This window comes from Prevotella pallens ATCC 700821 (assembly GCF_000220255.1).
GTDB classification, from domain to species: domain Bacteria; phylum Bacteroidota; class Bacteroidia; order Bacteroidales; family Bacteroidaceae; genus Prevotella; species Prevotella pallens.
This window is the reverse complement of the sequence record NZ_GL982513.1, coordinates 465,019-480,324: the sequence shown is the minus strand read 5'-3', so window position 1 is coordinate 480,324 and position 15,306 is coordinate 465,019. Positions and strand designations below refer to the sequence as shown.

The following is a 15,306-nucleotide window of genomic DNA, read 5'->3' as shown; positions in this document are numbered from 1 at the left end:
TAAGGAGAGAAATAAAATGAGTCAATATACAGATAAAGATTTTAAAAAAGGACAGCCAAGATGGTGCCCTGGTTGTGGAGACCATTTCTTTTTATCCAGTTTACACAAAGCAATGGCAGAGTTAGGAGTACCTCCATACGAAACTGCAGTAATCTCTGGAATTGGTTGCTCAAGTCGTCTTCCTTACTATGTAAGCACCTATGCTATGCAAACTATTCATGGTCGTGCTGCTGCAATAGCAACAGGACTAAAGGTTGCAAACCCAAAATTAACTGTATGGCAGGTTTCTGGAGATGGCGATGGATTAGCAATCGGTGGTAATCATTTCATTCATGCAATGAGAAGAAACGTCGATATTAACATAATTCTTCTCAATAACCGTATCTATGGTTTAACAAAAGGACAGTATTCGCCTACTAGTCCACGTGGTTTCGTTTCAAAATCAAGTCCTTATGGTACAGTAGAAGACCCATTCCGTCCTGCTGAGCTTTGCTTTGGTGCACGTGGAAAGTTCTTCGCACGTACTGTTGCTACAGATGCACAAGGAACTATTGCTGTACTAAAAGCAGCCCAGCAACATAAAGGTGCTGCAGTTTGCGAGATACTTCAGAACTGTGTTATCTTTAACGAAGGTTGTCATGATGCCGTATATAATAAAGAAGGACGCAAAACAAATGCTATCTATTTAGAGCATGGCAAACCATTAGTATTCGGTGCAGACAATGAATTTGGACTGGTTCAGGAAGGCTTCGGTTTGAAAATTGTTAAGTTAGGAGAAGACGGGTACACTATAGATAATATACTTGTACACGATGCCCACTGCGAAGATGATACGCTACAACTGAAGTTAGCTATGATGGACACGAAAGAAGGATTTCCAATAGCATTGGGAATAATTCGCGATGTTGAGGCTCCAACTTACGATAATGCTGTTTGGGAGCAAATAGAAGAGGTAAAAGCAAAGAAGCCTTACCATAATTTTGCAGAGCTACTCGAAACTAACGACATTTGGGAAGTTAAGTAAAAATAGATGTTAAGCTATAGAAGTATTTAATACATTGTTCATTTAGACAGAATTTTGCATTACTACTTACATAACTATATATGCTTATAACCCTATTTGCAATTCATATTCAACACAATTGCAACAAAATAGAGTGTTTTATACCTCCCCAAAATAATAAAAATAAAATAAAAGTATAACTAATTACATTTGCTATGAAAGTTCATGAATATCAAGCAAAAGAGTTTTTTGCTAGCTATGGAGTTCCTGTAGAGCGTGGAGTAGTCTGCCGAACACCAGATGAAGCCGTAGAAGCATACAAAAATTTAGGTGTAGAATTAGCCGTTGTTAAAGCACAAGTACACACAGGTGGCCGTGGTAAGGCTGGTGGTGTAAAGTTAGGCAAAAACGCTGAAGAGATACGTACACACGCTAGCAATATCCTCGGTATGGATATAAAAGGCTTCATTGTGGACCGAATCCTTCTTTGTGCAGCTGTTGATATTAAATCAGAATATTACGTTAGTATTCTTCCAGATCGCCAAACAAAATCTGCTATATTTATGATTAGCCGTGAAGGCGGTATGGATATTGAAGCTGTAGCAAAAGAGACACCTGAGAAGATTGCCAAAATAGCTATAGACCCTGTAGTGGGACTACAAGATTACAAAGCTCGTGAAATAGCTTTCAAACTCTTTGACGACAAGAAATATGTAAACCAGGCTGTTCCTTTGTTTAAAAATCTATATCGATTATTTGTAGAGAAAGATGCATCGTTAGTAGAAATCAACCCACTTGTTATTACTGGAGATGACAAACTATCAGCAGTAGACGCAAAGATGACATTTGACAACAATGCGCTTTTCCGTCATCCTGACGTGTTTGAGCTTTTTGAACCTACTGAAGAAGAGAAAAAAGAACAAGAGGCAAAAAACAAAGGCTTCAGTTATGTAAACCTTGGAGGAGAGATTGGTTGCATGGTAAACGGTGCAGGGCTTGCTATGGCTACTATGGATATGATAAAACTCTATGGTGGTAATCCTGCTAACTTCCTTGATATAGGTGGAAGTTCTAATCCAACAAAGATAGTTGAAGCTATGAAACTTCTTCTTTCAGACAAACATGTGAAAGTTGTTCTCATTAATATCTTTGGTGGTATAACCCGTTGCGATGATGTGGCAAAAGGTTTGATAGAAGCTTTCAAACTAATTGAGACTGATATGCCTATCGTTATTAGACTGACAGGAACCAACGAAGCCGAAGGAAGAGAATTGCTAAAAGGTACAAAGTTCCATGTTGCTACAACTATGAGCGAGGCAGGACACATGGCAGTAGACCTCTGTAAATAATTTATTTTACTTTAAAACATCAAGAAAAATGAGTATTTTAATTAATAAAGATACACGCCTTATAGTACAAGGTATTACTGGTCGCGATGGTAGCTTCCACGCTACAAAGATGAAAGAATATGGTACTAACGTGGTAGGTGGCACATCGCCTGGTAAGGCTGGACAAGAGGTCGCAGGTATTCCGGTGTTCAACACTGTTCGCGATGCTGTTGAAGCAACCAACGCTAACACATCAGTTATCTTCGTTCCTGCTGCTTTTGCAAAAGATGCAATGCTCGAAGCTGCCGATGCTGGTATTAAACTAATTATATGTATTACTGAAGGTGTACCTACACTCGATGTTGTTGAAGCATATCGCTATATCCAGATTAAAGGTGCACAGCTTATTGGACCTAACTGCCCTGGATTAATATCTCCAGGAGAAAGTATGGTTGGTATTATGCCAACAAATATTTTCAAGAAAGGACATACAGGCGTTATCAGCCGCTCAGGAACTTTAACTTATCAGGTTGTAGCAGCACTTACAGCCGAAGGACTCGGACAATCATCGGCTATCGGTGTTGGTGGCGACCCAATTGTTGGTCTCTATTTCCAAGAATTGCTCGAAATGTTCCAAAACGATCCTGAAACAGACAGTATTGCTATCATTGGAGAAATAGGTGGCGATGCTGAAGAACGTGCTGCAGAATATATTAAACAATATGTTACAAAACCTGTTGTTGCCTTTATTTCTGGTAGAGAAGCACCTAAAGGCAAACAAATGGGACATGCTGGAGCCATCATTTCAAGCAGTTCTGGTACTGCCGCAGAAAAAGTTGCAGCATTCGAGGCAGCAGGTATCCCTGTTGCGCGCGAAACACACGAGATTCCTATACTACTAAAACAGAAGTTAGGAAAATAAGTAACACCGCTTCAATTCTCATTTGATAATAACATTAAACCGAAGGTATGTCTATTTAATAATGGACATACCTTTTGTTTTTACTTCAATCCGTACACAATAAGAGCATAGCAAAGAATGGTTGTAATGTTCTGAGAAATAGGGAGATTATAAAGTTGTAGCTTGTTATGAAATATAAGCTGCGAATACCAGATATCTACAACGCAACTGACAGATATCTAAAACAAACGTTACAGACGTCTGAAAGAAACGTTACAGATATCTGAAAGAACTGTTACAGATATCTGAGACAAAAGTAACTGTATCTACTCACCTTTTCTACGCATCTAAGACATTCTATTTAATTTATAAATAAACACTACTATTGCTTTCAATAGAGTTTACGTTTACATCTAATAGCAGTCTTTTACAGTCGGGAAAAGTCATAAAACATATATACAATATGTATATAATAACTATAACATTTCTGCATTCTTTTTCCTATTCGTATATAATTATTTACTATAAAGGAATGAACATTTGGCAAACGCTATAAAAAAATATAACTTTGTTGGCGTATTTAGATATACACAGAATTTAAAACAAATAATAAGAAATATAAAACTATGAAAGAAAACAGAAGAGAACTAAATCGGAATTTAGCACAAATGCTTAAAGGCGGTGTTATTATGGACGTTACAACACCTGAACAAGCTCGTATAGCCGAAGCTGCTGGAGCATGCGCAGTAATGGCATTAGAACGTATTCCAGCCGATATCCGCGCTGCTGGTGGTGTATCTCGTATGAGCGATCCTAAGATGATTCGTGGCATTCAAGAGGCAGTTAGCATTCCAGTAATGGCAAAAGTTCGTATTGGCCATTTTGTTGAAGCACAAATTCTTCAAGCTATTGAAATAGATTATATAGACGAAAGCGAAGTACTTTCGCCAGCCGACGATGTTTATCATATTGATAAAGATAAGTTTGATGTACCTTTTGTTTGTGGCGCTAAAGACCTTGGCGAAGCATTACGCCGTATTGCCGAAGGAGCAACAATGATTCGCACAAAAGGCGAACCAGGCACAGGCGACATTATTCAGGCAGTACGCCACATGCGTATGATACAAACAGAAATGCGTCGTCTTACATCGCTTGGTGAAGATGAACTATACGAGGCTGCAAAACAGCTCCGTGCACCATACGAATTAGTGAAATACGTTCACGATAACGGCAAACTTCCAGTTGTAAACTTCGCTGCAGGAGGTGTAGCAACTCCTGCTGATGCAGCTCTTATGATGCAATTAGGCGCTGAAGGAGTGTTTGTTGGCTCTGGAATTTTTAAATCTGGCAATCCAGAAAAACGTGCTCGTGCCATTGTACAAGCTGTTACAAACTACAACGATGCTAAAATGCTTGCAGAATTGAGCGAAGACCTCGGTGAAGCAATGGTAGGAATAAACGAAAACGAAATAGCTGTTCTAATGGCAGAACGTGGCAAATAATTCAACAATATATGAAAATTGCCATATTAGCTCTGCAAGGAGCATTTGCCGAACACGCAAAAATGATGCAGCAACTGGGGCACGAAACTTTTGAAGTGCGCCAGTTGGCTGACTGGAACAAACCTAAAGATGGTTTGATTATTCCTGGTGGAGAAAGCACAGTAATGCTAAAATTGCTGCACGAACTAAACTTATTTGAACCGATAAAGAAAGATATAGAAAGCGGATTGCCTGTTTACGGCACGTGCGCAGGGCTCATATTGCTATCGAAAGAAGTAGAAAATGCAAAGAGTTCGTATGCACGTTTTGCAACAATGAATATTAAAACTTGTCGTAATGCATACGGCAGACAAATGGGAAGCTTTTCTGTTAATGCACAAATGAAAGGTATAGAAGCCCCCATTCCAATGACTTTTATACGAGCACCTTACATAGAAAATGTGGGTGAAGGAGTAGAAGTGCTTGCCGAAGTAGACGGACACATTGTAGCTGCACAGCAAGGAAAACAGCTTGTTACAGCTTTTCACCCCGAATTAGGGACAGATACTCGTGTTCACGAACTATTTGCCAAGATGCTGAAATAAGAGAAAAAATGTTTTTTAAACTATCTCATACAAATTTGAGAAATAGCAGTTTGAATTTCAACAGATGTTTTTAGTCTTCAAATAAGCAATTGAATTGACTAACAATAACAAAGGCGGCCTCTTTAAAAGAAGTCGCCTTTATAGTATCTTTCTAACAATTCGCTTTATGCATTTACAGCATCAGCAAGTTCAGCTCCTGGTTTAAATTTAGCAACTTTCTTAGCAGCGATTTGTATTTTCTGTTTTGTAGAAGGATTAATACCTTCGTGTGCAGGGCGTTCTGTTACAGAGTAAGTACCAAAGCCCACGAGCTGTACTTTATCACCAGCTACGAGTGCATCTTTAATAGCGGCAGTCATTGCGTCCAATGCTTTTTTTGAGTCAGCCTTGCTTAAGCCCGCTCCAGCTGCGATTCTTTCGATTAATTCTGTTTTGTTCATAATCTTTGAATTATTGTTTAATATTTTATAAAAACTGTTCTAACGTCTTTGCAAATATACTTGTTTAGTTTCATAAAACAAACAAAAAGGCAAAGAAATCTAAACTTTAGCCTAAAAAAAGAGCGTTGTTACGCTATTTCTTGCTAAGAATGCAGAAAAATTCGTATTTTTGCAAGTGTTTTATGGAAATAATTAGAAGTTTAAGACTTACGATACATTCTTTTACGAAAACAGAAATATTGGTAAATGCTTTGCTTCGCATAACATAGAAAGGTATAAGGGTGAGGTGAATAGAGTTATTTACTACCCAGACAGAAGAAGTGCTTATTACTGTTTCACCCAGATTCCTTAGATTTCAATAACCAGTATAATTAATCATATACTCAGGAATTAAAAGGATATACATTACAGAAGCATCAATGCACAACATAAGTAAGTATCGCCCGTTATAATTAGCACCTATAAGACATTAAAATAATAAGAAAAAAACAAAACATAGAATATGCGCAATATACCAACAGTTACAAAAAACTTACTCATTCTTAATATATTAGCTTTTATTGCTGGTATTATGCTTAGCAGAATGGGTATTGATCTTAACAACATCTTAGGACTTCATTTCTTTCTTGCCAACGATTTCCATCTTTGGCAAATTATAACTTATATGTTTATGCATGGCAGTTTTATGCACATTCTTATGAATATGTTTATGCTGTGGATGTTTGGTATGGTGATGGAAAATGTGTGGGGACCAAAGAAGTTCTTACTTTATTATATTATAACTGGTATTGGTGCTGGATTATGCCAGGAATTAGCACAATATGCAAACTATATGGCAGAAGGCTTAAATAGATACCAATATTTGGCTACCGAAATGGGACGAATACCAATGGAAAACTATTTAAACCTTTGGACAACCGTAGGCGCATCGGGAGCAGTATATGGTGTGCTATTAGCATTCGGACTTACATTCCCAAACGAACGTATGTTTATTATTCCAATACCAATTCCTTTGAAAGCAAAATGGATTATTATGGGTTCTATTGCCATGGAGCTTTTCTCTGCAATGAGTACTACCAACGACGGAGTTGCACACTTAGCACATCTCGGAGGTATGCTATTTGGATTCTTACTTATTCGTTATTGGCGTAAACACCCTTATTCTGGAGGGACCTTTGGAATGGACAAAGGACATCAATTCTTCGATAATATGCGCCATAATTGGGAGAATAGATCTCACCGTTCTGGAAGAGATAATCAACAGACAAATGATTATAATTATCGAGCAAATACATCATCTTCACAGCAAACACAACGTACAGAAAATGATTGGGACTACAATGCACGTAAGAAAAAGGAACAAGAAGAAATTGATAGTATACTTGATAAAATAAGAAAAAGTGGATACGATAGCTTAACAAAAGACGAAAAGCAGAAACTTTTTGATAGTAACAAACAGTAAAACATCTATAAAAAGGAAGAAAACTACTAGAAAGATATGCTCTACAAGGTTAAAGACATTGTCTATAAACTTGTCTCGGTTGCCAATATCGTTGCAATCATTCTTCTATTCCTTATTGGAAATGTAGATAAACTACAACCAATTGCTCACCCATGGTTAGCAAACTTTGGATTAGGGTTTCCTATTGTGTTGGCAATTAATGTACTGTTTATTATATTTTGGGTGATAGCACGTCCAAAAAGAGTTTGGCTACCTTTATTAGGACTCATCATTTGTTATGCACCCATTCGTAAATACATTCCACTTAACATAAAGAAAGAACCCCCTGTAAGGTCTATAAAAGTACTATCTTATAATGTATTTATGTTCTCGTTATGGGATTTTGAACCACAGAGTTATAATCCTATAGTCGATTACATTATAAAAAGCAACGCAGATATAGTCTGCTTACAAGAGACAGACGCCTATGGTAAACAACGAGATTATATTTACAACACTCTTGCAAAGGCTTATCCTTATCACGATTTTGTGAGTATGCCAGCTCCGGGACATCAACACATGATGTTGTTGAGCCATTATCCTATCGTAAAAAAAGAACGAATAATGTATAAATCGGAAGGAAACATAAGCTACGCCTACATTATAAATTATAATAATCAAGAAATATTAGTAGTCAACAACCATTTTGAGAGTAACCATTTGAGCGAAGCTGATAAGCGAGGATATAAAGAAATGGTGCGTTCGCCATTTGAAGGAAGAAACACGAAGATGGAAAGTAAACGCATTTTAGATAAACTTGGTGAAGCTGCCATCATACGAGCACCACAAGCAGAAGCCGTAGCTACTTATGTTGAGAGATACTTGAAAAAGAAAATACCTGTAATTCTATGTGGTGATTTCAATGATAATCCAATCAGTTACACCCATAATACTATTGCGAAGCAACTAACAGATGCTTACATAGCTAGTGGGAATGGGCCAGGTATATCGTACCATCGAAGTGGAATGTATGTACGCATAGATAATATTTTTTGCTCAAACGACTTTGAAGCATACGGTGCAAAAGTTGATGATAAAATACCTACTTCCGATCATTATCCTATATATGTATGGCTAAAATATCGTCCAAAATATTAAAAGGAAGCGAATAAAAGCGCTTAAATTTTCCGAAATGTGAAAAAAATAACTATCTTTGCACGTCTATCTATCCCTGAAAAGGAAATAATTAAAAATAAATAAATAAAATGCAAAACAAAGGATTAGTAATTTGTGTTGCCGTCTTGCTGACGCTCGCAAGCATTTTCTACTTGTCTTTCTCTGTAGCAACAAGCTACTATGATGGACAAGCTGCGAAGATTAAAGACCCTATTGCACGACAGGATTACAAGGATTCTGTAAAGTATTTGGGCATTTATCCGTACCAAAAGTGTTTAGAGACACAAATTGGTTTGGGTCTTGACTTGAAAGGTGGTATGAATGTTATCCTCGAGATTTCTGTACCTGATGTAGTAGATGTACTTGCAGACCATAAGACCGATGCAGCTTACCAAAAAGCAATGAAGGAAGCTAAAGCACAAGAAGCTACAAGTCAGAGCGACTTTATAACACTTTTCGTCGACAATTTCCACAAAATTGCTCCAGGAAGAAAACTTGCAGAGATATTTGCAACACAGCAATTGAAAGGGAAAGTTAGTACACAAAGTTCCGACAAAGAAGTTGAGAAAGCTCTACGCGAAGAAGTTGCTGCTTCTATCGATAACTCTTACAATGTCGTTCGTAATCGTATCGATCAATTTGGTGTAGTTCAACCAAACATTCAAAAACTCGAAGGACAAGAAGGACGCCTAATGGTGGAAATGCCTGGTATACGTGAACCTGAGCGTATGCGTAAGTTATTACAAGGCTCTGCAAACCTCGAATTTTGGGAAACATACAATAATCAAGAGATTGCACCTTACTTAACACAACTTGATCAGCGTTTGGCAAATGGTGAAACAAAGGCTGAAACTAAAGATTCTGTAACAAACGCTACAAACAAAAAGCAAGTTACAGAAAAGAAAACCACAACTAAACTTTCGCTAAAAGACGACAATATTGGCGAGAACATAGGTAGTAATGCACAGATGGCTGCCGCAAGAAAGGAACATCCATTACTTTCTATTCTGCAACTTACCCCTGGCGACGCATTGAGTGTTGTTGGTTATGCAAGCGTTCGTGATACTGCTGCCGTAAATAAGATTATCTATAGCAAATTAGCACAACAAGTTCTTCCTAGCGACTTACGTCTCCGTTGGAGTGCAAAACCTGCTGATGGCTTAAAACAAAAGAATATATTTGAACTCCATGCGCTTAAAGTTACAACATCTGATGGTCGTGCACCATTAGAAGGCGATGTAATTACAGATGCTAAAGACCAGTTTGACCAATACGGACGTCCAGAAGTTAGTATGACAATGAATTCTGATGGTGCTCGTCAATGGGCTGCTATTACAAAAGCAAATCTTGGTAAGGCTGTAGCTATTGTGCTTGATGGACTTGTTTATACGGCACCACGCATCAATTCAGAAATTACAGGTGGATCATCATCAATTTCTGGTTCATTCACCATTGAAGATACAAAAGACTTGGCTAATACTTTAAAGTCTGGTCGTATGCCTGCTCCTGCACGTATTGTACAAGAAGAGGTTGTTGGTCCTACACTTGGTGCACAATCAATCCAACAAGGTCTTTGGTCGTTTGCAATTGCTTTCGTACTCTTGATGATCTATATGGTTATAATGTACGATGTTATTCCTGGTATGTTAGCTAACTGTGCATTGCTTGCCAACTTATTCTTCACATTAGGTATTCTGGCATCATTCCAGTCGGCACTTACTATGCCTGGTATTGCGGGTATCGTACTTACACTTGGTACTGCGGTCGATGCAAACGTACTTATTTATGAACGTATAAAAGAAGAAATGCGAGCTGGAAAAGGCATAAAAGATGCATTGCAAGCTGGTTATAGTAATGCTTTCTCTGCTATTTTCGACTCTAACTTCACATCACTCATTACTGGTATCATTCTTCTTGTAACGGGAACTGGTCCTATTCGTGGTTTCGCTACAACTTGGATTATTGGTATTGTTTGCTCGTTCTTCACAGCTGTGTTCCTAACACGTCTTGTTTACGAGAATCGTTTGAAGAAAGACAAGTGGTTAAATCAAAAGTTCTATACTTCTATCAGCAAGAACTTGATGCAGAATGTAAACATTAAGTTTATGAGTCTTTACAAGACAACATTTACAATTTCTGCAATTGTTGCTGTAGGTTTCCTTGTAAGTATCTTCTTTGTAAGAGGTTTGAGCAAGAGTATCGACTTTACTGGTGGTCGCAACTACGTCATCACCCTTAATAAGAAAGTCCATGTAGAGGACGTTCGTAAGATTTTGGGTAACGCATTCGTGAATACCATTGGCGAAAATGCAGGTAAACCAGCAACAACAACTGTAATTGCATTGGGTACAGAAGGTAACACCATTCGTGTTTCTACCAACTATAACATCGAATCTAACGATCCTGCTGAAGACGATCATGCAGAAACAGTGCTCTACAATGCATTGAAGAAGGGTGGTTTCGTAAGTCAGGCAAATGTAGATAGCTTTAAGAATCCAGATATTCGTGAGGGTGGTTCTATTATCAGTTCTTCGAAAGTAGGTCCTTCAGTAGCGAAAGATATCACACATGGAGCTATTCGAAGTGTTGCTTTAGCGTTGATATTCATCTTTATTTATATCTTGGCACGCTTCCGCAACCTTGGTTTCTCTGTAGGTTCTGTAGTTGCGTTGGCACTTGATACATTAGTAGTGATAGGTTTCTACTCTGTCTGCTATGGTTGGATAGGGTTCTCTCTTGAAATAGACCAGACATTTATTGGTGCTATTCTTACCGTGATTGGTTACTCTATCAACGATAAAGTGGTGGTATTCGACCGTATCCGCGAGAATATGAAGCTACATCCAAAGCAAGATTACCAAACATTATTCAACGATTCTATCAATCAAACATTGACTCGTACAATTAATACGTCGTTCTCAACATTAATCGTATTGTTGTCAATATTTATACTTGGTGGCGATAGTATCCGTAGTTTTGCATTCGCAATGATACTTGGTGTATTCTTTGGTACTTTATCTTCTATCTTCATTGCATCTCCAGTAGCTTACTTAGTATTGGGCAAGAAGGCTGAGAACCGTCTAAAAAATAAGTCAGAAAAAGAATAAAGTAAACAGAATAAATCTTTTAAAAATAGCAGTTGCAATATAAAAGCAACTGCTATTTTTTTTATATCCATTTATAAAAAGCTTATTTCGTTCACAAAAGAAATATAGTCTTGCGAAGCCAAAAAATAGCGTTTCAATCATACATTTCAATGTTCAGCCCAAATAATTCATTTGGCAATAACATCGTCATAATGTGTTAATACTATATTGGAACTTCTTTATAGCTCTCATATTTATGCCAATCATATTGCTTACCATTCTCATTTGCTATAGTCTGCTACACCTTCGTTATTATTTCAATCCATCTACTCAACAACAAAACAGAACTTTGTGGAATACTGGCTTAATTGTTTCTCCATTTATTACGTGTACAGCCAATTTCCAGCCAATAGAATAATATAAGTGGAGCTGATATTTGCTATTCATTTCATAACAACAAAAGAACTACAAACACTCTATTACCAAATTATTTGCAAACTCTCTATAGATGTAAAGATTGACTATTCCCTATATAGCGGATTGTTTTCTTTGATTAACATCAATTATTACTGAATTATATGATATTTTATTATTCTAATTTTTCTATTTAATTAATATTGTTAATTTTGTACCCAATCAATAAAGCAATTAATTTATATGGGCAGAAAAGAGAACTTAATATAACCCAATTATATATATATTGCATACAGAATGCTACTTTGCTTCGATGTTTTTTAATGGAGATAATAAAAAAGAACTTTCTGAAAAGAATCTTAGAGCAATAGCAAATTTAATAATGGATTCAAAAAAATTATATACTTCCGCAAATGCAGATAATAAATACTTTTATTCATTCTGTTCGTATCACCACAATATTGTTTGTACGAACTCTTTTTGGGCAAGTGTCTTTAAATTAGACTTTTTTGCTATATTTTCATATATACTAAAAAAGGTGTAAAGGAAAAGTAATATAAACATAGTACGAGAATAACAAACAAAAACAAAATAGATAACCAGGATATTACAACTACGTATCCATAAAAATAGATTATATGAAAGTAATAAAAAGAATGTCGTACAAAGAACCTCAGTGTAGTGTAATATGTATAAAGACAGAATCTTTATTAAAAGATGCGAGTGGTAATGCAGGCTCTATTAACTCAGGTCAATCTGGAGGAGATGCAAAGCAAAATAACATTTGGGACGATATGGAAGAAAAATCATAAATAAACTTTTCAGAAGGTAAACAAAGAAAATAACATATCTAAAAAAGCCCTCTTTACCTTAGGTAGAGAGGGCTTTTTTGTTCTATTCAGCCGTTAAATCTAAATTAGCCATAAAATTCGAATAGGCTGTTACGTTAGTTTTACCCAAAATAGGTAAGACATTTTATAACCAGAAAACACAATTAGCGCACAATATGTATACTTGCCAATTGTTTTCCACTTTGGTTATAGGCTACAACAATGTAATGTCCAGATGGAATGTTGTGTAACGATACTCGTTCCTGAATATTTTTATATTGTTCTACGCACCGTCCGTCTGTTGAATATAAAACTATTTTAGCTACAAATGCCGATTTATAGATAGTAGTTTCGGAACTGTTATAATATAAATAGTTGTTTACAGCATTTTGTATTTCATTAATTTTTGTAGTAGAATTTGCTATAACTTTCCACCCATTTTCGGTTGCTTTTATTGTATTTGCATTCAATGTTCCTGGATTTTCGCTAATATCAACCACACCCCATTTCAAAGAATCTTGTTCTTCGGGCGAAACTTCTGGTGCTTTGGGGAGCGAATCGAGTAAACGAGTAAGCAATTCGCCTGAAAATTTATTTCCCACAATACTTAACGAATAGAGTTTATTTAGTGTGGTCCAACTAATATCGCCTAACAAATTGTGGTCGAGCTGAAGCATTTTTAGTTTCGTATTCTTTGTAAGGTCCAAGTTTGTAAGTTTATTGTTTCTGCAATAAAGTTCTTTTAACCGCACATTGGCAGAAAGGTTTAGGGTTTCTATAGCATTGTTGCTACATGCAATACCCATTAGCATTGTGTTTGGCAATGTTTCCAATGTTTTTATTTTATTGTTTTCTATGTCTAAAATGCGTAAACCAGTGTTGTCTTTTATGTTTATTGCAGTTAGATTATTTTTAGCGCAATAAAGTTCTGCCAAAATACTATTATTTGTAACATTAAGTGTTGCCAAATTGTTCTCACTAACATCTAATGTTACAAGTTGTTTGTTAGCTTGCAAATCAATAGAATTTAAATTGTTGTTTGCACATCGCAATGACGATAAGGCAGAATTTTTGGTAAGGTCTAAACTATTTAGTTGGTTGTTGCTACAATCTAAAATAGATAGTTTTTCAAGATTACTTAAATCTAAATTAGTTAATTGGTTTTGTTTACATTTCAGCTGTGTAATTCGTGGATTAGCATTTAAATTAAGCTCCGATATTTTGTTGTTTCCCATTGATAAGCGTTGCAATGCACTATTATGCGAAATGTCTAAAGCAGTAAGTTCATTTTCGTAGACAAATAAAGTCTCTAATTCTGGGTTATTGCTTACATCTATTTTACTAAGCATATTGTTGTTGCAACCCAATGTTTTTAGCACTCTATTGTGCGAAACATCAAGATTTTCTATTTTGTTTTCGCCACACGATAGTTGTGTTAGTGCTGCATTGTTGCTAACATCAATTGTGTTTAGTTTGTTTTGGTGGCAAATTAAAACGTGCAATTCTGTGTTTTTACTAACATTTAGCGCAGATATAGAGTTGTTTGCACAATACAACTGTGTAAGTGCTGTGTTTGTTTCCACTTGCAAGCTCGTTAGTTTGTTGTTGTGGCAATATAGTTCTGAAAGTTGTTTCAAATTGGCTGTATTTAATGTAGCCAAATTGTTATCGTTGCATGCCAACCATTGCAGCGAATAAACAGAAGAAACATCTAAAGTAGTGAGTTTGTTGCCACGACAATCTAATTTTTTCAGTTGGTGGCAATCGGATAAATCTATTTGAACAATGCTATTTTTATAGCAAGTCATCGACTCTATGTTACCTTTTACCACAATAGTTTGCGATTTTACCGTATATCCATCTTCATCGTTTCCGTTTAGTCCCTCAATAGTAAACGCACTATTGTTTGCAGTTTCAATATCTATATTAAATTCTTCGCCAATGTTTTTGTCGGTTTTTAACCGAATAACATCAGTTGTGGTCTGCCCCACTGCATTTTCTGTTCCAATAAATAATAGAATTACAAGCAACAGGCGGCTAAATATAGCCGAACGAAATAAATTAGTAATTGTTTTCATATATTATTTGTTAAATTATTATGCGATTATCTCGCAAAGGTAAATATAATTTATTAAACACAAATGGTAATTCTGTTTCTAATTTTATTATTGGTTTGCAAACAAAGTTTTTTTCGCTGTTCACTATTTTCTCACACACAGTTACAATATAAGGTAGTTTGCTTTATACATTGCGTTTATACTTTTTGTAGCATTTTCAGCTTTCGAGTGCAAAATAGCTTTTTGTTCTTTGTTCTCTTACTTTGCAAAACTGCATATATAATGTGTAAAAATATGTACTTTTATGGCACTTGTTATTATAACCACAAAAAAAACATTATTTTTTTGCAGAAAAATTTGGTAGATAAAAAAAAACGTCGTACTTTTGCACACGCTTAAGAGGAAATAATAATTCTGCTTCAGTAGCTCAGTTGGTTAGAGCACCTGACTGTTAATCAGGGGGTCGTTGGTTCAAGCCCATCCTGGAGCGCAAAACGAGGATAGTTTTTAACTATTCTCGTTTTTTTATACCATTTATTTATAG

General features: G+C 36.2%; 11 protein-coding genes and 1 tRNA gene. 10 read left to right on the top strand and 2 right to left on the bottom strand.

The genetic code is table 11. The features are described 5' to 3' along the window. The first annotated feature begins 16 nt into the window (after positions 1–16). From HMPREF9144_RS01945 to pdxT, 5 genes are all read left to right on the top strand, one after another. The gene (locus HMPREF9144_RS01945) at positions 17–1,024 is read left to right on the top strand and encodes a 2-oxoacid:ferredoxin oxidoreductase subunit beta (protein WP_040595359.1); all 1,008 of its coding nucleotides are present in this window, start codon (positions 17–19) and stop codon (positions 1,022–1,024) included. 194 nt (positions 1,025–1,218) lie between these two features. Further along, positions 1,219–2,352 carry an ADP-forming succinate--CoA ligase subunit beta gene (sucC, locus tag HMPREF9144_RS01940; RefSeq protein ID WP_006044136.1) on the top strand — a complete coding sequence of 378 codons (1,134 nt, stop codon included), beginning with the start codon at positions 1,219–1,221 and terminating at the stop codon, positions 2,350–2,352. A 28-nt stretch (positions 2,353–2,380) separates the two neighbouring features. Next, positions 2,381–3,253 carry a succinate--CoA ligase subunit alpha gene (gene sucD, locus HMPREF9144_RS01935; RefSeq protein WP_006044135.1) on the top strand — a complete coding sequence of 291 codons (873 nt, stop codon included), beginning with the start codon at positions 2,381–2,383 and terminating at the stop codon, positions 3,251–3,253. Positions 3,254–3,858: 605 nt separating this feature from the next. Next, entirely contained in the window at positions 3,859–4,734 is an 876-nt protein-coding gene (pdxS, locus tag HMPREF9144_RS01930) for a pyridoxal 5'-phosphate synthase lyase subunit PdxS (protein WP_006044134.1), read from the top strand. Between the two features lie 11 nt (positions 4,735–4,745). After that, complete coding sequence (gene pdxT / locus HMPREF9144_RS01925; RefSeq protein ID WP_006044133.1) at positions 4,746–5,318, top strand: pyridoxal 5'-phosphate synthase glutaminase subunit PdxT; 573 nt, start codon at positions 4,746–4,748, stop codon at positions 5,316–5,318. 164 nt (positions 5,319–5,482) lie between these two features. On the opposite strand, the gene HMPREF9144_RS01920 is transcribed toward pdxT, so the two are convergent. Beyond that, positions 5,483–5,758, bottom strand: a complete 276-nt coding sequence (locus HMPREF9144_RS01920; protein WP_006044132.1) for an HU family DNA-binding protein — start codon at positions 5,756–5,758, stop codon at positions 5,483–5,485. A gap of 502 nt (positions 5,759–6,260) precedes the next feature. On the opposite strand from HMPREF9144_RS01920, the gene HMPREF9144_RS01915 reads away from it, so the two are divergent. From HMPREF9144_RS01915 to HMPREF9144_RS13470, 4 genes are all read left to right on the top strand, one after another. Further along, the gene (locus HMPREF9144_RS01915; protein ID WP_006044130.1) at positions 6,261–7,220 is read left to right on the top strand and encodes a rhomboid family intramembrane serine protease; all 960 of its coding nucleotides are present in this window, start codon (positions 6,261–6,263) and stop codon (positions 7,218–7,220) included. Between the two features lie 36 nt (positions 7,221–7,256). Then, entirely contained in the window at positions 7,257–8,357 is a 1,101-nt protein-coding gene (locus HMPREF9144_RS01910; RefSeq protein ID WP_006044129.1) for an endonuclease/exonuclease/phosphatase family protein, read from the top strand. Between the two features lie 107 nt (positions 8,358–8,464). Next, positions 8,465–11,482, top strand: coding sequence for a protein translocase subunit SecDF (gene secDF / locus HMPREF9144_RS01905; protein ID WP_006044128.1), 3,018 nt, complete (start codon positions 8,465–8,467; stop codon positions 11,480–11,482). A gap of 1,049 nt (positions 11,483–12,531) precedes the next feature. After that, positions 12,532–12,687: a hypothetical protein gene (locus tag HMPREF9144_RS13470; RefSeq protein WP_169310309.1), complete on the top strand. Its 156-nt coding sequence runs from the start codon at positions 12,532–12,534 to the stop codon at positions 12,685–12,687. Between the two features lie 182 nt (positions 12,688–12,869). Here HMPREF9144_RS13470 and HMPREF9144_RS01895 read toward each other — a convergent pair whose 3' ends face one another. Next, the gene (locus HMPREF9144_RS01895) at positions 12,870–14,783 is read right to left on the bottom strand and encodes a leucine-rich repeat domain-containing protein (RefSeq protein WP_006044122.1); all 1,914 of its coding nucleotides are present in this window, start codon (positions 14,781–14,783) and stop codon (positions 12,870–12,872) included. Between the two features lie 395 nt (positions 14,784–15,178). On the opposite strand from HMPREF9144_RS01895, the gene HMPREF9144_RS01890 reads away from it, so the two are divergent. Next, a tRNA-Asn gene (locus tag HMPREF9144_RS01890) sits at positions 15,179–15,252 on the top strand. Positions 15,253–15,306: the final 54 nt, after the last annotated feature.

What these genes read in the sequence shown, in the direction of transcription:
- HMPREF9144_RS01945 (WP_040595359.1), top strand. Translation starts at nt 17, where the DNA reads ATGAGTCAATATACAGATAAAGATTTTAAAAAAGGACAGCCAAGATGG.
- sucC (WP_006044136.1), top strand. Translation starts at nt 1,219, where the DNA reads ATGAAAGTTCATGAATATCAAGCAAAAGAGTTTTTTGCTAGCTATGGA.
- sucD (WP_006044135.1), top strand. Translation starts at nt 2,381, where the DNA reads ATGAGTATTTTAATTAATAAAGATACACGCCTTATAGTACAAGGTATT.
- pdxS (WP_006044134.1), top strand. Translation starts at nt 3,859, where the DNA reads ATGAAAGAAAACAGAAGAGAACTAAATCGGAATTTAGCACAAATGCTT.
- pdxT (WP_006044133.1), top strand. Translation starts at nt 4,746, where the DNA reads ATGAAAATTGCCATATTAGCTCTGCAAGGAGCATTTGCCGAACACGCA.
- HMPREF9144_RS01920 (WP_006044132.1), bottom strand. Translation starts at nt 5,758, where the DNA reads ATGAACAAAACAGAATTAATCGAAAGAATCGCAGCTGGAGCGGGCTTA.
- HMPREF9144_RS01915 (WP_006044130.1), top strand. Translation starts at nt 6,261, where the DNA reads ATGCGCAATATACCAACAGTTACAAAAAACTTACTCATTCTTAATATA.
- HMPREF9144_RS01910 (WP_006044129.1), top strand. Translation starts at nt 7,257, where the DNA reads ATGCTCTACAAGGTTAAAGACATTGTCTATAAACTTGTCTCGGTTGCC.
- secDF (WP_006044128.1), top strand. Translation starts at nt 8,465, where the DNA reads ATGCAAAACAAAGGATTAGTAATTTGTGTTGCCGTCTTGCTGACGCTC.
- HMPREF9144_RS13470 (WP_169310309.1), top strand. Translation starts at nt 12,532, where the DNA reads ATGTCGTACAAAGAACCTCAGTGTAGTGTAATATGTATAAAGACAGAA.
- HMPREF9144_RS01895 (WP_006044122.1), bottom strand. Translation starts at nt 14,783, where the DNA reads ATGAAAACAATTACTAATTTATTTCGTTCGGCTATATTTAGCCGCCTG.